We start from the raw sequence: 19,173 nt of genomic DNA on the forward strand, positions 1-19,173 counted from the left end.
ATTTAAACATGGGTACCGTCGGCCACCGGCCGCGACCACTCACCGCGAGGCGGTCAAATCGGTGGTAGCCGGCCCCTCCAGCAGCGTGCCGTCCGGCGCGAAGCGCGATCCGTGCAGCGGACATTCCCAGGCCTGGTCGGCGTCGTTCCAGTTGACGATTCCGCCGAGGTGCGGGCACACCGGAGAGACGGTGTGCTCGACGCCGTCCACGCGGGATCTGGCCTCCAGATGCCAGGGCGGCCCGCTGACGACGCCGGTTTCGTCCGGCCCGGGGCTGCGGTTGGTCCATCGGGTTGCTGGGGTGATCCAGCCCCGGCCCAGGTTGAACCCGACCTCGAGGTTGGACTGCAGCGCGGTGCCCAGTCCCGTCAGCTCATGCCGGCTCCAGCTGGCGAAGGCGCTGGCCCAGTCCATCCGTCCGCCCAGGATCCGGCTCGACAGCGCCAATGCGGCGGCGGGGCCGTTCGTCATTCCCCATTTGTTGAATCCCGTTGCGATGTAGATGCTGTCGAGATTGGGCAGGAGGGGACCCACGTACGGCAATTCGTCGATCGGGCTGTAATCCTGTGCCGACCAGAAATGCGTCTGCGCGGCGCCCGGAAAGTGGCGCTTGGTCCACGACGACAGCTCGTCCAGCGCCTTGGACGGACTCTTCTCGCGCCCCACGGTGTGCCCTGCACCGCCGACGATCAGCAACTCGCCGTCCGGCACGGGTGCGTAGCGCACCGAGCGGGTCGGCGAATCAGTCGAGATCATCATCGGACGGGTGATGGTGCCGGGGACCTTGAACGCCAGACAGTAGGACCGCTGCGGTTTGACCCGGGCGAAGTAACCGCCGCGGTCCAGAATCGGCATCCCGGTGGCCAGCACCAAGTGCTCGGCGTGCACGTCGAGGTCCTGCTGCGCCTCGTCGTTGACCCGGACCCGCACCCCGCTGCCGCGGGTGGACACGCTGCGTACCCGGGCGTGCTCGACCAGTCGCCCACCGTGCTCCAACAATTCGACGACGAGCGCATCGAGGAACTTCATCGGATCGAACTGCGCCTGCTCGCGCAGTCGCACGCCACCGTGGTACGGGAACGGGACGTCGGCGTCGTCCTCCCAGGTGACCGGTAGCCCCACCGTCTGGCACGCATTGAACTCCGCGCGCGCCGACTTGACGCCGTCGCCGGACTGGGCGTAGGTGTACGCATCCTCACGCTGGACCGCGACGCCGTGCTTGTCACAGTGGTGGAGGATCCACTCCATTCCTTCGCGGTTGCCGTCCAGATAGGCGCGCGCGGTGTCCCGGCCGTGTTTGGGCAGAATCTTGGACAGGTGAGTGCCCTGCAACAGGCTGATTTTGGCGGTGGTGTTTCCGGTCGCGCAGGCGCCGACGGTCCGTGCTTCCAACACAAGCACGTCCTTGCCCGCGCGCGCCAAGAGCACTGCGGTGGTCAAACCGGTGATGCCGGCACCGACCACGATGACGTCGGCGGACGGTGGCCCGTCACCAAGCCTGCTCGCCGCCCAGGGTTTTCCGGTCCGATTCTCCAGCCATAGCGAAGTCACCGCCTTTTCGTACCCGTAATCGCTCCCCGCAAACGGACCGCCAGGTCACTGCATCGGCCGGCGTTTGGCCCCCTTGATCGCGGGTACTACGCAGGGGCTTTGTTCTTCAATCAGCAGGAACGAGATCGCGGCTGGGCCGCAGCCAGCGGTGGCTGCCCGAGATTCCGGCGCGATCGTTCTCTTCTTCACCTCGGTCGCGGAAGGAATTGTCTTGCGTGTCGCTTCGGTTCCCGCGTCGCACGTCTACGTGCGGCACCTGACTGATCATTGCGCGGATTCCGTTGTGCGACTCGATGATCCGGTACCAGCTGACGGTTGCACGGTGCCCGGCGGCTGGTGGCCGCCGCTGATGCTCGAACGCGGGTGGGTCAGTGGTCACCACGAACTGTTCGACGTGTTCCATGTCCATTTCGGCTTCGACGCGATTGGGCCTGAGGTGCTGAACGACGTGGTCCGGGAACTGCAGATGCGGCACAAGCCGCTGGTGTACACCGTGCACGATCTGCGTAACCCCCACCACCCCGAACCGGGCGCCCACGCCGAGCAGCAGGATGTGCTGATCGCGGCCGCCGACGAGTTGATCACACTGACTCCCGGTGCGGCAGAACTGATCCGGCAACGGTGGCAGCGGCACGCGCGGGTATTGCCGCATCCGCATGTGCTGGATCGGCGACGCATCGATCATCCCCGCACACCTCGCGACAGGTTCGTGGTCGGCGTGCACGTCAAGAGTGTGCGCGCCAATATGGATCCACTGCCGGTGATAGCCGCCCTTGCCGAGATCGTGCCGGCTTTCCCCGACGCGGTGTTGCAGATCAACGTGCACGACGAGATCTTCGATCCGGCCAACCACTGGTTCGCACCGGAGATCGGGTTTGCCCTGCTGGACTATCGCGGCCATGCGCAACTGGACGTGCGGGTGCACCCGTACTTCTCCGACGACGAACTCTGGGAATACCTTGCCTCCCTTGCGGTCTCGGTGCTGCCGTACCGGTTCGGCACCCATTCGGGGTGGCTGGAGGCATGCTTTGATCTGGGCACCGCCGTCGTGGCGCCCAGTTGCGGGTTCTATCACCAGCAGCGACCGTGTGGCGTGTTCGAGTTCGACGAGCACACCTTCGACGAATCGTCCCTCGACCGGGCGATCAACGATGCCTACCTGCGCTGGGCAGCCGGTGAACCCGCTCCGCGCGCGACTTGGGCGCAGCGCGGAGCCGAACGTCGTCAACTCGCCGAAGCCCACCAGGACATCTACCAGAGCGTGCTGGCATGACCGCACCGTTGCATGTCGCGCTGATCGCATCCAACCGGTTCCCGATCCGCCAGCCCTTTGCCGGCGGGCTGGAGGCACATGTTTTCCAGTTGGCACGCGGCCTGGCTGCCGGCGGCTGCCGGGTCTCGCTGTTCGCCGCGCCGGATTCGGACACCGCATTGCAATGCCGCTCTCTGGATCTGCGTCCGCTGGGTTTGTCCGAGGCGGCCCGCGGTGATGTCTCGATGCCGGCTCCGGCGTTCATGGCCGACCACCACGCCTATCTGTCGCTGATGATGTGGCTGGCCGGGCCCGGCAAGGACGAGTTCGACGTGATCCACAACCACAGCCTGCATTACCTTCCGGTCGCGATGGCCTCGATGCTGCCGGCGCCGATGCTGACCACCGTCCATACGCCGCCGACGCCGTGGCTGGAGTCGGCGATCGACGCCGCCAACGGTGACTGCGGCCGCTTCGCCGCCGTGTCGCACCACACCGCTGCGTCGTGGCGACACACGATCGGCCGAGTCACCGTGGTGCCCAACGGAATCGACACCGCACAATGGCCGCTCGGTGCCGGTGGGCCGGACCTGGTGTGGTTCGGCCGGATAACCCCGGAAAAAGCGCCGCATCTCGCGATTGCCGCCGCCCGCCGGAGCGGGCGGCGGCTGACTCTGGCGGGTCCCATCAGCGACCCGCGGTATTTCACCGAACGCGTGGCTCCGGAATTGGACGACGGCGTTCGCTACGCCGGCCATCTCGACCACGACCAGTTGGCCGATCTGGTGGGCGCGGCCGCCGCGGCGCTGGTCACCCCGGCCTGGGACGAACCGTATGGTCTGGTCGTCGCCGAAGCGATGGCGTGCGGCACCCCGGTCGTGGCGTTCGCCCGCGGCGGCATTCCCGAACTCGTCGACGACAACGTCGGCCGGTTGGTCGCCACCGATGACGTGCCGGCGATGGCGGACGCCGTCGCAGCGGCGGTCCGGCTCCCCCGAAAACAGGTACGCGATCACGCTGTTCGCCGCTGCTCGTCGAAGGCGATGGTCAGCGCCTACTGCGACGTGTACCGCCACATGATTGATGACTCGACGGGTAGGTCCGATGATCGGCTACTACATCCACCACCAAGGTTTCGGACATCTGGCGCGGGCCGCCAGTATCTGCGCCCGAATGCAGTATCCGGTGACGGCGCTGACATCGCTGGATATCGCTCAGCCACACCCCTTTTCGGCGATCGTGAGATTGTCGCGTGACGACGCGGCGGTCGCGGTTGGCGAGCCCACTGCGCACGGCGCCCTGCACTGGGCGCCCCATCACGACCCCGGGTTCACTGCGCGGATGCACGAGATCGCGAGCTGGGTCGGGCGAGCGCAACCGGCGGCCGTCGTCGTCGACGTGTCGGTCGAAGTGGCGACCTTCGTTCGGCTGCTCGGCGTGCCGGTGATCGTGATGGCGTTGCCCGGCAAGCGTGTTGACGCCCCACATCTGCTGGTGCACCGGCTCGCCGATCACATCGTGGCGGCGTGGCCGCGAGACCTGTGCGTGCCGTCCTGGTTGCGGCCTTACGAGGACAAGACCAGTTACGTCGGCGGCATCAGTCGATTCGAGGACCGCTCTGACTGCACTTCCGGCGGGCGGGTACGCACGGCGACATCACCGGAGGGCATGCGGGTGCTGGTCCTCGGCGGATCCGACGGCACGTTCGGTGCGGCGTTAGAGGATTGCGCGGCAACCTATCCCGGCTTCACCTGGACCGCACTGGGCGGCGGCAGCGGTTCCTGGACCGCAGATCCGTGGCCGCAGATCTGTGCCGCGGATGTGGTCGTGACGCACGCGGGTCAAGGGTCGGTGGCCGACGTCGCCGCCGCACGACGACCAGCAGTCGTCGTCCCCGAGCCGCGGCCCTTCGACGAGCAGAAAGCCACCGCGAATGTGCTCAAGCGCCATCGACTCGCGGTGGTCGCCAAGAGCTCGCCCAATGCACGAGCCTGGCCCGCGCTACTGGCGCACGCCTCTTCGAGCGACCCGGACCGCTGGCGCCGCTGGCAAGTCGAGGGTGCCGCCGCGCGTGCCGCCACCGCCATCGAAGCCACCGCGCAACGATGCAGCCCGAGCGCAGCATGAGGACCGCTGTCATCACCACCGTGCACGGCCGGGGCGCGCACCTGCAGCGGCAACTGGAGGGATTGGCTCGCAGCACCCTGATGCCGGACACCCACGTCGTCGTCGCGCTCGGCGATTCCGCCGTCGCCGAAACCGTAGCTGCGGCAGGCGCGCCGGCGATCGTCGTCGACTGTCCGGCACCGGCGCCGCTGCCGATCGGATCGGCACGCAATCTCGGCGCGCAGACCGCGCAGGAACACGGTGCCGAGCTGCTGATCTTTCTTGACGTCGACTGCATCCCGGGCGCCACGCTGATCGAGCGCTACCTGGACGTCGCACGCCGGCCGGAGCACGCCTCCGCACTCCTGTGCGGACCCGTCACATACCTGCAGCCCCCGGGGCCAGGTGGCTACGTCATCGCACAACTGTGCGCGCACCCAGATCCGCATCCGGCCCGACCGGCGCCCGAGGACGGCACCGTCCTCGACACTGTGGACTACTCGTTGTTCTGGTCGTTGTCCTTCGCGGTGAACTGCGGTGTCTGGCAGGAAATCGGGGGGTTCTGCGCCAGGTACCGCGGCTACGGTGGTGAGGACACCGACTTTGCTCAATGCGCTGCAGCCCGTGGAGTGCCGATGCGTTGGGTGGGCGGGGCACACGCGTTTCACCAGTACCATCCCGTGGCCGATCCGCCCGTGGATCACCTCGACGACATCCTGCGCAATGCGGCGATTTTCCACCAGCGCTGGGGATGGTGGCCGATGGAGGGCTGGCTGTCCGCGTTTGAGGAACAAGGCTTTATCGTCCGCCAGGACGACGGATGCCCGGTACGAACCGCAGCCGTCCGCGCACCGCCGGGCAATCACAGCGTTTCAGCGCAATAAAACCGGCAACCCGCGCCTATAACAACAAACAGCCCAGGAGTTCGAGATGCCCCCCGCCCGCAAGCCCTCCCAATCCACCCCGCGCCGCACCAGCCCGACCGGCGCCACCAACGGCGACGACCTCGAGGCCGACCCGCGTTCCCAGCAGGGCAAGTTCCTCACCACCGCACAAGGTGTGCGCCTGCCCGACACCGATCACTCGCTCAAAGCCGGTAACCGCGGGCCCAGCCTGCTCGAAGACTTCCATCTCCGGGAAAAGATCACCCATTTCGACCACGAGCGCATTCCAGAGCGTGTGGTCCACGCCCGGGGCGCCGCAGCGCACGGCGTCTTCGAGGCCTACGGCAATGCCTCGGACTACACCCGAGCCGGCTTCCTGGCCCGCAAAGGTCGGAAAACTGACGTCTTCTGCCGTTTCTCCACGGTTCTCGGCTCGCGCGGATCGGCCGACACGGTGCGGGACACCCGCGGTTTCGCGGTGAAGTTCTACACCGACGAAGGCAACTTCGATTTGGTAGGCAACAACATTCCCGTGTTCTTCATCCAGGACGGCATCAAATTCCCCGACGTCGTGCACGCCGCGAAGCCCCACCCAGACCGGGAGATCCCGCAGGCGCAATCCGCCCATGACACCTTCTGGGATTTCGTGTCGCTGCACACCGAGGCCACCCATCACGTGTTCTGGAACATGAGTGACCGCGGTATCCCGCGCTCGTACCGCACCATGGAGGGATTCGGCGTGCACACCTTCCGGTTGGTGAACCGGAAGGGCAAGACCAGTCTGGTCAAGTTCCACTGGAAGCCGGCGGCCGGCGTGCATTCGCTGGTGTGGGAGGAAGCGCAGATCGCCGCCGGATGCGATCCGGACTTCCACCGCCGCGACATGGCCGATGCGATCGACGCCGGCGCTTTCCTCGAATACGAACTCGGCATTCAGGCGATGCCGGACGACGGCACCGATACTTACGAAGGAATCGATCTGCTCGATCCGACGAAACTCGTTCCGGAGGAACTGGTTCCGGTCACCCTGATCGGCAAGCTCACGCTGAATCGCAATCCCACCAACTATTTCGCCGAAACCGAACAGGTCGCATTTCACACCGGCAACCTGGTTCCCGGTATCGAGCCGACCAACGATCCACTGATGCAGGCTCGGTTGTTCTCCTACCTCGACACCCAGCTGACCCGGCTGGGCGGGCCTAACTTCACGCAGTTGCCGATCAACCGACCGCACTGCCCGGTCAACGACATGCTGCGCGACGGCATGCATCAGACGGCAATCCACGAAGGGCTGGCCCCGTACCGTCCCAACAGCATTGACGACGGTGAACCCGAGGTGGCCGGTGTCGACGACGGTGGCTACGTGCAGACGCCGCGGGCGGTCCAGGGCCCGACCGTCCGGGAGAACCCCGCCTCGTTCGACGATCACTTCAGCCAGGCCGCGATCTTCTACCGCAGCCTCAGCCGCGTCGAACAACTGCACGTCATCGAGGCGTTCACCTTCGAACTCGGCAAGTGCTACGAGCAGGAGATCAAAGAACGCGAACTGCAGGTGCTCGCCAACGTCGACACCGACCTGTGCGAGCAGGTCGCTGCCGGGCTGGGATTGCCTGCGCCGAAAGGTAATCCGCCGAAGGACGTCACCACCTCAGCGGCATTGTCCCAGGTGTACACCGAGCCCGGGCCGGTCGACGGCCGCAAGGTCGGCATCATCGCCGACGCGGGGTCGGACCTCGCGGGCGTCTCGAAATTGGTGAAGGCTGTGCTGGCCGCAGGCGCCGTCCCGCTGCTCACCGCACCGGTAGGCGGAAAACTGAAGTCGGGCAGACGGATTGAGATCGTGGAACGCACCTTACTGACCGCTCGGTCCATCGAATTCGACGCCGTGATCGTCGCCGCCGGAACCACGCCCAGCGGGGACATCAAGCTGGTGACTCTGCTGCAGGAGGCATTCCGGCACTGCAAGCCGGTGGCGGCCTGGGGCGACGGGGTTGCCGTGCTGCAGCAGGCCGGCATCTCTGCCGACGACCCCGGGGTGCTGGTCTCCGACGACGTCGACAAGAAAGCTATTGCGGCACTGCTGGCAGCCCTCGGGATGCACCGGGTGTGGGACCGGGCGCCGAAGGTTATGGCGTCGGCGATCCCGCCGGCCAAGAAGAGGTAACGGGTCGCTAGCCGCCCTGGGATCTGCGGTTCCGCCACGCCGTCCACGCGCCGGTGCACCATAGGGCCCAGATCACCAGGAGCGGCTGAAACAGCAACCGGACGCCACGGGCCAGGTCGGAATCGAGCCCGAATGCGTCCGTGTGCGTGACGAACTGGGAGATATTGCCCGGAAAGACCAGCACGAAGAAAAGCGCAACCAGCCACCCGACCGGCACCCGCCACCGGGTGGGTCCCAGCAGGGCGGCTCCCAGCGCTAGCTCGACGACACCCGAGGCGATGACGACGAAATCGGCGCTCACCGGCAGCCACTGCGGAACTTGTGCGTAGAACGTGGTCCGGGCGAAGCTGAGGTGGCCGACGCCGGCGAAGATCAGGAAGGCACCGAGGGCGATGCGGAACACGGTGCGCAGCATGTCGTTGCGTCCCGCGCTTATGTTTCGCGCTTCCGTGACCGAATCACCTTGCCGGCCACCGTTCCACCGTCCACGGGCAGCACCGTCCCTGTGACGTAGCGCGACCGCTCAGTGGCGAAGTACAGCGCCGCCTCGGCGACGTCATCGGGTGTGCCCTCCCGCTTCAGCGGCCGGTCGTCGCGCATCGTCTGTCGGATGTTCGCCTCGAACCGCTCCAATTCCGCCGGGTCCATACCGGCGGCGGACGACGCCAGGATCGGGGTCGGGATGTTGCCGGGCGCAATCGCGTTCACGCGAATCTCGTTATACGCCAATTCGATTGCCGCCGATTTGGTGAACTGGATGACGGCCGCTTTGGAAGCCCGGTAGGTCGCGACGCCACCGCCGGCCAGGATCCCGCCGATCGAGCTGATGTTGATGATGGAGCCACCGCCATGAGCGGCCATGTGCCGGGCAGCGTCTCGGGTGCCGACCATCACCCCCAGCACGTTGACCGCCATCACGCGGTGGAAGTTCGAGAAGTCGTCGTCCAGCAGACGGCCCAGCGGGCTGGAGATCCCGGCGTTGTTCACCATGACATGCAGCCCACCGAATTTGTCGACCGTCGCCGCCACCAGCGCAGTGACCTGGTCGGGTTCGGACACGTCGGTGCGGTGAAACACGGCGTTCGGTCCCAGCGCCTTGGCCAGGGCCTCGCCGTTGGCAGTGTCGATGTCGGCCATCACCACCCGCGCGCCCTCGGCGACAAACCGCTCCACGAGCCCGCGTCCGATGCCTGAAGCACCGCCGGTGATGACGGCAACCTTATCCATCAGTTCGTTGGTCACCCGTCGAGTTAATCGGCGATACAGGTATTAAGTCAAGCAGTTGATTTAAGAGCCGCTGTCGGCGACGAATACCCGGCTGAACGGCTGACGGCAACGCGGACCGATAGTCCGGTCGGCGATGCTTTCCCGGAATAGCGTTCTGACGCACGGCTTCTTGCGCCAATTGCACGCGGGAGATGAACATGCGCGCAGCGATGTCCTTCTTGGCCAGTCCATCGCTGACAAGACGGGCCACATCTAGTTCGGCCGGGGTCAGCGCCGCCCAACCGCTCGAAAGCCGCTTGCGTTCGCCCCTTCCGCGCAGTGCGTAACTGATGGCGTCCTCAGCGGACAGCGCAGTTAATCTGCTGGTGGCACACGCTTTTCACCGGCGGCGCTACGGTTCGTCGTCGTGTTCGGGGTTGAGGAGTTTTTCGGGGTGGTGGTAGGTGTTGGTTCTGGGTTGGCCGTGGTCTTGGTGGGGTGGGGGGAGCCATTCTGGGCTCCACGATTCAGAGCGTATTTATGTGTTTGGTCAGTCCCAGCGCCAGCGGTAATCGAGGTGGCGAACTCCCAGCGATCCATCCTGCTTGAGCTGTCGGCCCCATAACCGCAGCTCTACTATCCGACCGTCCTCGTGCTCCACCGTGAAGTACTCGGGGCGGAAATGCTGTGTGCCCTCGTAGTCGGGCGCTCCATTGCGTGCACTACCACAGGCCATATCCGGCACGCTCCCCACTGGGATGTCGAACCACTCGTCGCGTGCTCGGAAGTCAGGATCTAGCGGCATCGTGGAAGCCTTACGTTTGCGAGTCCCAGAGCGTTTGCTGCCAAACCTGCTCCGGCAGCATCACCTGGACGCCCTCGACGGTCTGCCCGAGCGGAAAACCACCATCCTGAGTCATCAGATAGCCGCTACCGAGCCGGATTGCCGCAGCGAGGTGCAGGGCGTCTGCTCCACCGAGTTTCTTGGTCTTCGCGGCGAAGGAGTGCCACGTCTGCGCGAGTCGAGTCGCGTCGCGGGCCAGGAAGCGGTCCACCTCAGCGTATTTCGTCTCTGGATGATCGAGCCATCCGCGTACCTGGTCGTGGATCTTTTGGCTGCCGTCACGGACCAGAGCAAAGCAGCCGATCTCGGCGTCAACCATGGCAGAAGCGGCAAGGACCACTCGGCCATCGTTCACTGCGTCGAGAAGTGCCTTTGCGATCTTCCAGCGAGGCTCGCCGGTGTCCGGGTGCTTCGCCTGCTCCCTGGTCAGCAGGTCGAGGTAGACGCTGGTGTCGACGTAGATCAGAGGTGGAGGGTCAAGTTTGGTCGTCTTGGCCTTAGCCACGACGCACCCACTTCATGTATTCATCGGTCGCTATGCCCTCAACGGCCCCAAGGAGCGAGTCGGTGGATGGTCGGGTGGCTTTGCCCTCCGGCATTGCATCGATGCGGTCTACGTCCACGTGGATGGCCTGGCCCGAGACGTTGCGCTTGATGATGCCGCCCAGGATCACGCGGTGGCCCCACAGCTGCCTCAGCTGCTCTGTCATCTGCTCTGCGACCTGGCCCGCTATGGCGTGTCCGCTCAGCTCGTCACGGATAGTTACCCGTACTCCCTTGCGGCGCTGTACCGTTCGCAGCTCTGACAGTGTGCCGGTCACCGACCCGTAGGCGATCTCGGTCGGGTTGACTGCGGCTGTGGCGTTGTCCTTCACGGCACTGCCCAGCTCGATGCGCTTGCCGGTGCTGCCGTTATACGTGGCCAAGGAGACACCGTGGACCCCTACGGTGGGCGTGGCCAGTTTCGCCAGCCTGGTCACCGTCTTGGGCGCGAACAGCTCGGGCACCGTTGCCTGCTCCTGCAGTACCACTGCTCCATCTACGAGGGCTTGTACCGGCACCATCATGTCGGCCACGTCGCGGTTACTGGGCACATTCCGGGCCTGCAGGCGCACGACGAGGTCGTTGCGCACATGCTTGAGGTCGTCGAGCACCCACGTGGCCCGAGTGCCGCGCAACAGGTAGACCTGATCGATGTCGTGCAGCGAACTCACAATCTCGTTGAGTGTCCGGGTGAATTGCGACACCTCGGCGCGTTCGCGTCCCTGGTGAAGCCGCACTTCCAGGCCTGTACCCGTCACAACATCACGGTAGCGCTGGGCGGTGACTTGCGGAGCGCAATTGCGCATCGAACTGGCCATTAGCGAGTCGAGCAAGCCGGGGTTGTGTTCTCACAAGTCGCGGTAGTCGTCGTCGGAGCTGGTCGGTGTCGGCACGGCGGTCAGCGCGGGCCGGGGTGCCACGTAGCGGATGCGCAGGCCGAGCAGGCTGTCTCGGGTGGTGCCCATGACCCGCTCGCGGTAGCGCAGCTCGGTGGCGTAGGCGGCCTTGCCGTTCTCGGTCCAGAGGGCGTGCAATTCCAGCGCGTCGAGGGCGAAGGACCAGTCGCTGGGCTGCCAGAGGATGGCGTGGGGCATGGTTGACCAGGCCCGCCATTTGCGGCGAGCTGCCTCGGTCCAGGGCTGCCCGTTGGGCCGGGTACGGGGTAGTCGAGGTGCTCCTGTGAACGGGGTGTCGGTGACCTCGGTCCAGTCGTAGGCAGACCGTCTCGGCGTGGTCGTCATGGCCTGGGGTCTGCGCCCTCTCACGGTCACAGTGCTGATCTCCTCGTGAAACCTGGTGTATTGCTCGGCCTGTCAGGCGCTATGTCAGCCGGGAATGGCTCTATGGGGCGTAGGGGTACCTCCCCCACCCGTTGGCTGACCGGTGTTGCTGGCTGGCGGGCAGGACAGGGACCGACGTTGAGGTGGTGGCCCGACCTTCTCAAGCAGATCGGGCCACCGTGTGCAGGCGAGCGACCAACTGGACCGCTCTGCGGCTGCACGTCTCGCTCACTGGCGACCGGAGACCTGGACCGGTGACTGGTGAGCAAGTTCGTGGGGTGTGCGCTCATGCGACCGCGCCGTCCTTGTGTGCTCTGCGGGCTTGTCGTTCGCGCTCCTCGTAGCGCTGGGCCGCCTCGGCTCGCTGCTGTTGCAGGGCAGCCGATCTGGCCATGATCTCCCCGAGGGACTCGACCAGCACGGGTGTGATGCCGCAGCGGGCCAATGTCCAGACATCGGGGTTGGTGCCCTCGGCTGCTGCGGTGGCCTGCACCTGGCCGAGTTGTTCGAGGGTGGCATCGCTCATCAACACCATGCGGTCACCGGGGCCGAGGCGTGCAGCGCCGCGTAGCGCTCCGACGCCGGTCAGGGCTGCGTCCCAGAGTTTGATCGCGGACTGAGCTGCGGCCCAATGCTGTACGGCCTCGGTGCCTCGGGCGGTGATGGCGCGCACGTCGTCGAGGTCGGCGGGCAGTACTGCTGCTGCGGCGACCAGGGCCTCGCTGTGAGGTTGCAGGGCCTGCGACCACGCGGCCATGATCTCGTCGGCGTGAGCGACCAGGGTGGTGCCGATCTCTTGGTCGGCGCGGCCCCGGGCGGCGTCGCCGACGTTGAGCGCGACCAGGGCGTGATCGAGCCAGCGGCGGGCGATCTCGGGGTCACCGTGGTAGTTGCGGCCCTCGGCCAGAGCGTCGAGCACCGAGGCGACCAGAGCGTCACCGGATGCCGGGATGGCCTCGGCGCTGGCGATGAATCGCGAGATGCGGTCCAGCTCGGCCACAAGGGCTTTGGGCAGCGCGACGCCGAGGGTCTGGGCGGAGGTGGTGATGGTGCGCGCCAGGGCGCGGTTGGGTACGAGCATGGTTACTCCGGCAGCTGGGGGGCGTGATTGAGGTCGGCGTCACCGAATAGGCGTGCGGCGAAGCTGCGGGTGTGGCCGTCGTCGGTGATCGAGGCAGCCGGGTTGTCGCCCTCGCTGGCCACGGTGCGAGGTGGACGGGCAACGGGGGTAGCGAGATCCACGGGCTGCTCCTGGTCGTCGTGGTTGCCGAACAGACCTCGGGCCACGGCGCGCAGGTCGTCCTCGTCGCTGCCCTCGATGCTGGTGTCGGTCATCGTGTCGTCCTTGTCGTCTGTCAGTCGTCGTCGGTGCTGTCGAACAGATAGCGGCCTGCTACCAGTCGGCCACCGTAGGCCGGTGCGTTGCGTCGCACGTGGCGCTCGCTGAGACCCAAGCGCCGGGCGATGGTTGCGGTTGTCACCAATTCTTCAGCAGTGGAGCCGATCTGGCTATGTTCGTGTCCGGTTGCGGACATGTGGTCTCGCTTCCAGTCTCTGCGCATCCGTTCGATGGACATCTCGTTGTTCAAGGCGCGCAGTAGTTCTCGCAGCGTCTCGGGTATCGGGTGGCCGTAGAGCTGGCGACGGACGATCTCGTCGCCGACCACGTAGGCGCACTGCTCAATGTGTCTGGGCGTGAGCATGATTCGGGTTTCTCCTATTGAGAGTTTTTGACTACAGGGCCGCTACAGGGCGGACGGGTAAGCGGGGCAACGGGTGTGAGGTCGTCGTGATCGTCGTCACGCCCGCTCGATCCGCTGCTGTCGACGGTGTCGCTTCAAGCGCTCCATTAGGTCGTCGGGCTTGCGGGGACAGTGCTGCTCGTGGGCGAGGATGGCTCGGCGCAGAGCACGCACACCGTCGCCGTGACCGACATGGTCGCCGGAGACGTCGTGACCGCTGCAGCCGCACCACAACGTCCTGCCGCACTCGGCGTCGAAGCGGGCCACAATACCGACGGGCGAGGGGATCTGAGGACGGATCCACTCGTCGCTGTGGGCGAGGGCATAGGCCTGTCGCACTGAGCGAGCAGCGACGCAAGCAGCGTCCCGTGGTAGTCGATGCTTTGGACCGAGAATCCGCCGAAGCGGGGGGTAGAGGACGTAGACCGCGCAGCGAGGGCGAACGTCATGGTCTGGTCGTGCCTTTCGTGTCGAGGTGATGGACCGGCGGTCCCCTTGGTCGAGGTGGGCGAGGAGGTGTCCCCGAGGGTCAAGCCCGGCGAGGTGGTGACCCTCAGGCGAGGCGATGGGGACGCCGAGGGCGATTGGGCCACGGTGGTGGTGGGCGAAGAGGTTGGTGATGGTCACGGGCGAGGGGGGCCTGGCGGTCCATTGGTCGCCGGGGGTGGGGTCACTCGCCCCTCTTTCTAATTGGTTTCCAGGTGAGGTGATCTCTCTCTTGCGACGATGTTTGCTGGGAAACGATGTGTGAGGGCGTGTGATGGGGGTAAACAGAGCTTCCCGTGAGATTGGGAATATTTGTAGCTCCCATCGACCCCCTCACACCCACTCACACTCCGGATATCAGTGCAGCTCAGCGACGATTTATGTCTCATCGTCCTCAGTTCGGAATCGGACCCCCAACCACGCGGTGAACTGTTTGCCGAGGGGCTTTTCAGCGGGTTCGGCGACCTTTGCCCTCGGTCGCCGAGACAGTTTGCCGGGGTGGCTTGACCGAATGGTCTTCTTCTCTGCGCCGTGCTCGACCACCTCGCTGTGCTGGGCCAACCGTGCCGTGAAGTTCTGATCGCTCCACGATCGGTGGCCGTTTTCGGACAGCCATTCGCCGAAGTCCCCATACAGCTCGGTGCTGGCGACGTAGGACGCCGGGTCGAACACCACTCGCTCGCTCAGATAGCGCATCACCAAATCCGCCGTCGCACGCCACTTCTCGGTGGCCTCACGGACGCTCTGGGGCTCGGGCGGCATGATCCGGCCACCCTGGTACCACCTGACCGCTCCCTCGACCAACCAGGCCAATACCGCCTCCGGCTGGCCGTCGGTGCCGTGCCGCAACCGCTCGCGCAGGTTCGGATCGCCGAGCCGGTCCATCGGGCTGCGGATCTGCTCGGCGCTGGGCACAAAGCGGTACGGGAACTCGACCAACACCAGGCGTCGCCACGTGCCGTGGTCGGACTCGTCCACGCGCGGCAGGTAGTTCGTCGTCACCACGGCAGTGTGGGTAGGCGACCAATGGACGGTGTCCTGGCGGCAGAATCGGGCGCTCATCTGCCCGGTGCCGTGCAAGTCCTTGAGCCGCTTCGCATTGAGGTGACCCAGCTCGGGGAGCTCCTCCATGAGCGCCAGCCGTGCGCCGCGCAGCGTCATCAACTCGGTCGGATGGTCGCCGGGCCTAGCCAGCAGCACCCGCTCGGGCATGGTGACCGCGTAGTCCTGGCCGACGGCGTGTCGCACGGCGTCGACCACGGTCGTCTTGCCGTTGGCACCGGCTCCGCGTAGCACCATGAGCGTGTCGTCCGGCGTCGGATAGCCGGTCAGCCCTTGGCCCAGACGTACTTGCGTCCACGGCTGCGCATCGTCGGGCAGCGCGGCCCGGGCCTGATCCCAATCCGGATGCGTCGCACCGGGCCGGTAGTCGACCTCGGTCACCTTGGTCAGCATCAGCTCGCGGTCGTGTGGCCTGATCGTGCCGTCGCGCAGATCCACGACGCCGTTGCCGACATTGAACAGGTCCGGGTGGTTGTCGAACTCGTGGACCAGGCGGCACAGCCGATTACGAGCGATGCCCTGTAGCGCACGCAGCTTGGTCGCGCTCAGCAGCCCGTCGATCCGCTTGAGCCGCTGATGGTCGTGACCGGCCTTGGCCTCGATGGTGTGGAAGTCGATGACGGCCAGCCTGATTGCCTCGCCGACGACTTCGTCGCTGGACGTGGCCCACCGACGCCCGTCGAACTTCAGCCAGCGCAGACCCGGTACATACACGAAGTCCCCGAGGTAGTGATCGGCCAGGTACGCGCCGATGAACGCATCGTCGAGACGCTGCACGCCTTCGTCCCCGGACTCGGACTGCACGTCATCGCCGCCTGAGCGGCCATGTTCGGGCGCATCATCGGCGGCGACGTCTACCGGCGGTTCAGAGTCCGATGACGACTCGGGCGCATCCACTTCCGGCGTCTGCGGGTCCGGTTCTCGGGGCTCGTCCGCAGCGGCAACGACATCTTCGGCGACGGCCTGCTCGGCCTCGTAGGCGCGTTGCTCGGCGTAAACCCGCTTCAGGGCCTCGGGGCTGACCTTCGGATAGGGCCGGGGGGTATCATCGGTATCGGTCCTATTCGTCGGGATCTCCTGGGCCGCCTCGATCTCACCGTCGGGGCGGTCTCTCATTTCGTCGGTCATGTTGCCTCGATCTCATGGTCATGATGGGCACCGTTGTCGGTGCCTGGTGGTTGGTTGTCGGTGTCGGCCAGCGAGCGATCCTCGATGGAATCCCTTGCGAGCTGGTCGGTATGGGGGCGATTGGCTGTCACGCGGTCACTTCTCCGTCGCCGGTGTATTCACCCTCGGGCGGCGACGAAAGTCGCTCAGAATCGTTGCCGCCAGGTGGTTTTCGCGGTTCTCGCAATGGTCGTGCACGGCGGTAGCACTCATAGGAGCGTTCGGCGGCAAGTTCCAGACCGACCGCCGCCGGTGGCCAGCACAGGCCGCCGACCCGGTGGATGTCGAAAGCCTCGACGCCGGTGAATGTCTTGTGGCAGCCGCCGCAGTGCGCCGTCTGGTGACCGTCCCAGCGGTTCGGGCAACGGGTGCATCCAAACGCGCTCACAGTGCGGCCCACCAACTGGTGAGCTGAAGCCCGACCGCGCACCCCTCGATGAACGTCAACAGGGCCTCGATCATCGAGCGCCCCCGGCAGCGCTCAGGGAGTCGATCACCGTGTCGAGCTGGTCGCGCAGTCGGCGAAGTCGGGCGAGGTGATTGGTGCGGGTGGCGGCACTATCGACGTAGGCCTCACCGACACACTCGGCGTCGGGACCGAGATGGTCGACCAAGCGCCGGGCACGGTCCTCCAAACCGGTCAGATCGGCAGCGACGGTGTCGCGCAGCCTCTTGGTCTGCGAGCCGGTCACGAGGCCAGACCTTGGATCTCGGCGGCGGGCCTGAGCAGCAGATCTCGCAACAGCGCTATCTGAGCCGGGGTCGGCGGAGGTGCCTCGGCGATCATGCGCGCGATGTGCTCGCGGTAGGCCGAAACCTGCTGATCTGGTTGGGATTCAGTGCTCATCACTCGGTCCCCCGCAGCACGGCAACGATGCTGGCGACGTGCTCGTCGGTCGGTGGTGCCGTGCCGTCGAGGAGTTCACGTGCGAATGCGCGGATGCGGGCGACTCGGTGATCGAGCCGGGCCGCAATAGTGTCAGGGTGCTCAGGGCCGAAGCGCTGCAGGCAGTAGCCGTAGCGTCCGCCCAGGACGGAGATGTCGTTCAAGAGGAAATTCCTCGCATTCCAAAACCAGGCCACCGCTTCTGGTTCGAGCGGCGGCGTTGGGTTCAGAGCAAGGACATCTCCCCTTCTGACCGGCTTGCAGGTGATCCGGACATGAGACTACCAGGTCACCGGGGGGTCAATGACCTCAAAGCCGTTTCCTAGCAACGTGATTCGCATCGGTTATCCTATAGAACCTGTTTAGTCGAAACGACATTGTCGCTGGTCAGCGCGACGTGCCACATTTTTGTGAACTCCCCGAACAAATTTCGACAGAAGACGAAGACCCCGGCGGCCATCGCGGCTACCGGGGTCTGTCGTGCGAACTGAGCGGGCTACTGCCGCCACTGGACGTCGATGGTGCTGGTGTCGATGATTACGCGGCCCTGCGCGTCCTTGCGGAACCGGCCCCGGGGCTGACGGTGCAGCCGCACGACCATCAGCGCGTCGATGATGGCCCGCTGAGCCATCAGGGAAGCGTCCAGGAAGGCCGCAGCGGGGTTGGGGGCCTCGATGACGCGACTCAGTGCAGCACCACCTCGGCGGGTCGCTAGCTGCCTGTCCAGGGCGGCCAGCTGGGCCGCCACCTTGTCCTTGGCCGAGCGCCAGCGCTTGGCATCGATCAGGTCGTCGTCGTAATCGGTGTCGATCTTGGCCAGGCGTGCCCGCAGCCGCTTGGACTCCTCGACAACGGGGCGCATGTCCTCGCCGACCGGGGCCAGCGCGGCGGACAGCTCGGGCTGCGAGAGCCATTCGACGACGAGATCGGTCACGAACTGGTCGACGTGACGGGTGTCGCGAGACAGGTGATTGCCTGCCGGGCAACGGATCTTGCCGCCGGAGATCACGCGGACAGGCGTATCGCACGTTGCACACAAGAACAGACCTGACGCGAGGTAGCGGCGGTCGCAGCCGTGCTTGGTCTTGCGTGCGGGGTCGCTGAGCTTGGCCGCCACCACGTCGAACGTCTCCTGGTCGACCAGCGCAGTCCATTGCCCGCGAACAGGATTGCCGTCGTCGTCGGTGACGATCTCACCCTGATAGACCGCCCACCCGGCATAGCGTGGGTTGCTCAGCATGTCCCGGACCGTCCGCACGTTCCAGGGCCGTCCATTGCGCGTCGGCACCCCCGTCTCGGTCAGCATGGCCGTGACGGACCGCAGCGACTCACCAGCGTGGAAGCGCTGATAGACGTCCTTGACGACGACCGACTCTGCCGGGTCGACGTTGCCCTCTGCGGTATAGCCGAACAGCCTTGGGCCGTGGGGCATCCGACCGGCCTCGGCGTGCTGTTTGAGTGCCCGTGCGTGCCGTGCCGACTTGCGCTCGATTTCGCTGCGGGCCACGGCAGCCTTGATCCGGGCGAACATGCGTCCGCCGTCAGTGGTCAGGTCGGCCTCGCCGTTGGTGGTCACCACGGCCAAGCCGCGACCCTCGGCGGCGTCGATCCAGTCTTCGAGCTGGCGCGGCTGACGGGTGAGGCGGTCCAAATCCCAAACGATCAGGGCATCGAAAGCACCCTCGGCGTAGTCGGCCTGCAGCTGCGCATAGCCGGGCCGGAACTTGCGTGAGTCGCTGGCCGAGATCGAGTTGTCCCGGTAGATCCCGGCCAGCGTCCAGCCTCGGGCCTCGATGATCGCCAGGGCGTCCTCCTCCTGCCGGGCGACCCCCAGACCCTCGCCGGTGTGGTCCATCGAGATCCGGACGTAGACAGCCGCACGGCGCGATACCTGTTGCGCTGGCTGCCTTTTGGCCTTGCTACGGGCAGTGGTGCGGGTATTGGAAACGCTGGTCAGAGTCGCAGTCATACCACCAAGATATACGCTCTCAGTGGTGTAG

Annotated in this window: 21 protein-coding genes and 1 pseudogene; 5 read left to right on the plus strand and 17 right to left on the minus strand. The window is 65.9% G+C overall.

The window, feature by feature from the left end; translation table 11 throughout:
• Positions 1 to 39: 39 nt before the first annotated feature.
• Positions 40 to 1,551, minus strand: a complete 1,512-nt coding sequence (locus AC5Y5Z_RS10035) for an FAD-dependent oxidoreductase (RefSeq protein WP_499924919.1) — start codon at positions 1,549 to 1,551, stop codon at positions 40 to 42.
• Positions 1,552 to 1,756: 205 nt separating this feature from the next.
• Between AC5Y5Z_RS10035 and AC5Y5Z_RS10040 the strand changes: the two genes are divergently transcribed.
• Genes AC5Y5Z_RS10040 through AC5Y5Z_RS10060 form a run of 5 tightly spaced genes read left to right on the plus strand, consistent with a single transcriptional unit; the run spans position 1,757 to position 7,957 of the window.
• Positions 1,757 to 2,824, plus strand: coding sequence for a glycosyltransferase family protein (locus AC5Y5Z_RS10040; RefSeq protein ID WP_499924971.1), 1,068 nt, complete (start codon positions 1,757 to 1,759; stop codon positions 2,822 to 2,824).
• Positions 2,821 to 4,059: a glycosyltransferase gene (locus tag AC5Y5Z_RS10045; protein ID WP_499924920.1), complete on the plus strand. Its 1,239-nt coding sequence runs from the start codon at positions 2,821 to 2,823 to the stop codon at positions 4,057 to 4,059. The genes AC5Y5Z_RS10040 and AC5Y5Z_RS10045 overlap by 4 nt, the downstream gene beginning before the upstream one ends.
• Complete coding sequence (locus AC5Y5Z_RS10050; protein ID WP_499924922.1) at positions 4,043 to 4,930, plus strand: glycosyltransferase; 888 nt, start codon at positions 4,043 to 4,045, stop codon at positions 4,928 to 4,930. Before AC5Y5Z_RS10045 ends, AC5Y5Z_RS10050 begins: the two co-directional genes overlap by 17 nt.
• A complete protein-coding gene (locus tag AC5Y5Z_RS10055; RefSeq protein ID WP_499924924.1) occupies positions 4,927 to 5,793 on the plus strand; it encodes a glycosyltransferase family 2 protein in 867 nt (288 codons plus the stop codon). The genes AC5Y5Z_RS10050 and AC5Y5Z_RS10055 overlap by 4 nt, the downstream gene beginning before the upstream one ends.
• A gap of 46 nt (positions 5,794 to 5,839) precedes the next feature.
• Entirely contained in the window at positions 5,840 to 7,957 is a 2,118-nt protein-coding gene (locus AC5Y5Z_RS10060; protein WP_499924926.1) for a catalase, read from the plus strand.
• Between the two features lie 7 nt (positions 7,958 to 7,964).
• Here the strand turns inward: AC5Y5Z_RS10060 and AC5Y5Z_RS10065 are convergent, their stop codons facing one another.
• From AC5Y5Z_RS10065 to AC5Y5Z_RS10140, 16 genes and pseudogenes are all read right to left on the minus strand, one after another.
• The gene (locus AC5Y5Z_RS10065) at positions 7,965 to 8,372 is read right to left on the minus strand and encodes a DoxX family protein (protein ID WP_499919246.1); all 408 of its coding nucleotides are present in this window, start codon (positions 8,370 to 8,372) and stop codon (positions 7,965 to 7,967) included.
• Between the two features lie 17 nt (positions 8,373 to 8,389).
• Entirely contained in the window at positions 8,390 to 9,199 is an 810-nt protein-coding gene (locus AC5Y5Z_RS10070) for an SDR family NAD(P)-dependent oxidoreductase (protein ID WP_499924928.1), read from the minus strand.
• 376 nt (positions 9,200 to 9,575) lie between these two features.
• A pseudogene (locus tag AC5Y5Z_RS10075) lies at positions 9,576 to 9,677 on the minus strand (hypothetical protein); the annotation flags it as partial.
• A gap of 301 nt (positions 9,678 to 9,978) precedes the next feature.
• Positions 9,979 to 10,512, minus strand: coding sequence for a type II toxin-antitoxin system VapC family toxin (locus AC5Y5Z_RS10080; protein ID WP_499924930.1), 534 nt, complete (start codon positions 10,510 to 10,512; stop codon positions 9,979 to 9,981).
• Positions 10,505 to 11,308, minus strand: a complete 804-nt coding sequence (locus AC5Y5Z_RS10085; RefSeq protein WP_499924932.1) for a hypothetical protein — start codon at positions 11,306 to 11,308, stop codon at positions 10,505 to 10,507. Before AC5Y5Z_RS10085 ends, AC5Y5Z_RS10080 begins: the two co-directional genes overlap by 8 nt.
• Positions 11,309 to 11,398: 90 nt before the next feature.
• Complete coding sequence (locus AC5Y5Z_RS10090; RefSeq protein ID WP_499924933.1) at positions 11,399 to 11,821, minus strand: phage terminase small subunit; 423 nt, start codon at positions 11,819 to 11,821, stop codon at positions 11,399 to 11,401.
• Between the two features lie 295 nt (positions 11,822 to 12,116).
• Positions 12,117 to 12,911: a hypothetical protein gene (locus AC5Y5Z_RS10095; RefSeq protein ID WP_499924934.1), complete on the minus strand. Its 795-nt coding sequence runs from the start codon at positions 12,909 to 12,911 to the stop codon at positions 12,117 to 12,119.
• A gap of 2 nt (positions 12,912 to 12,913) precedes the next feature.
• Positions 12,914 to 13,165, minus strand: coding sequence for a hypothetical protein (locus AC5Y5Z_RS10100; RefSeq protein WP_499924936.1), 252 nt, complete (start codon positions 13,163 to 13,165; stop codon positions 12,914 to 12,916).
• Between the two features lie 20 nt (positions 13,166 to 13,185).
• Positions 13,186 to 13,533, minus strand: coding sequence for a hypothetical protein (locus tag AC5Y5Z_RS10105; protein ID WP_499924937.1), 348 nt, complete (start codon positions 13,531 to 13,533; stop codon positions 13,186 to 13,188).
• Positions 13,534 to 14,436: 903 nt separating this feature from the next.
• Entirely contained in the window at positions 14,437 to 16,248 is a 1,812-nt protein-coding gene (locus tag AC5Y5Z_RS10110) for a DNA primase family protein (protein WP_499924938.1), read from the minus strand.
• Positions 16,245 to 16,379, minus strand: coding sequence for a hypothetical protein (locus AC5Y5Z_RS10115; protein WP_499924940.1), 135 nt, complete (start codon positions 16,377 to 16,379; stop codon positions 16,245 to 16,247). The genes AC5Y5Z_RS10110 and AC5Y5Z_RS10115 overlap by 4 nt, the downstream gene beginning before the upstream one ends.
• Positions 16,376 to 16,675, minus strand: coding sequence for an FDXHR family putative zinc-binding protein (locus AC5Y5Z_RS10120; protein ID WP_499924941.1), 300 nt, complete (start codon positions 16,673 to 16,675; stop codon positions 16,376 to 16,378). The genes AC5Y5Z_RS10115 and AC5Y5Z_RS10120 overlap by 4 nt, the downstream gene beginning before the upstream one ends.
• A 70-nt stretch (positions 16,676 to 16,745) precedes the next feature.
• Entirely contained in the window at positions 16,746 to 16,979 is a 234-nt protein-coding gene (locus tag AC5Y5Z_RS10125) for a hypothetical protein (RefSeq protein WP_499924943.1), read from the minus strand.
• Positions 16,976 to 17,134 carry a hypothetical protein gene (locus AC5Y5Z_RS10130; RefSeq protein ID WP_499924944.1) on the minus strand — a complete coding sequence of 53 codons (159 nt, stop codon included), beginning with the start codon at positions 17,132 to 17,134 and terminating at the stop codon, positions 16,976 to 16,978. The genes AC5Y5Z_RS10125 and AC5Y5Z_RS10130 overlap by 4 nt, the downstream gene beginning before the upstream one ends.
• Positions 17,134 to 17,337, minus strand: coding sequence for a hypothetical protein (locus AC5Y5Z_RS10135; protein WP_499924946.1), 204 nt, complete (start codon positions 17,335 to 17,337; stop codon positions 17,134 to 17,136). Before AC5Y5Z_RS10135 ends, AC5Y5Z_RS10130 begins: the two co-directional genes overlap by 1 nt.
• A 332-nt stretch (positions 17,338 to 17,669) precedes the next feature.
• On the minus strand, positions 17,670 to 19,142 hold the full coding sequence (locus AC5Y5Z_RS10140) for a recombinase family protein (RefSeq protein ID WP_499924947.1): 1,473 nt from the start codon (positions 19,140 to 19,142) through the stop codon (positions 17,670 to 17,672).
• Positions 19,143 to 19,173: the final 31 nt, after the last annotated feature.

The sequence above is a fragment of the Mycobacterium sp. NGS29 genome (assembly GCF_059812965.1).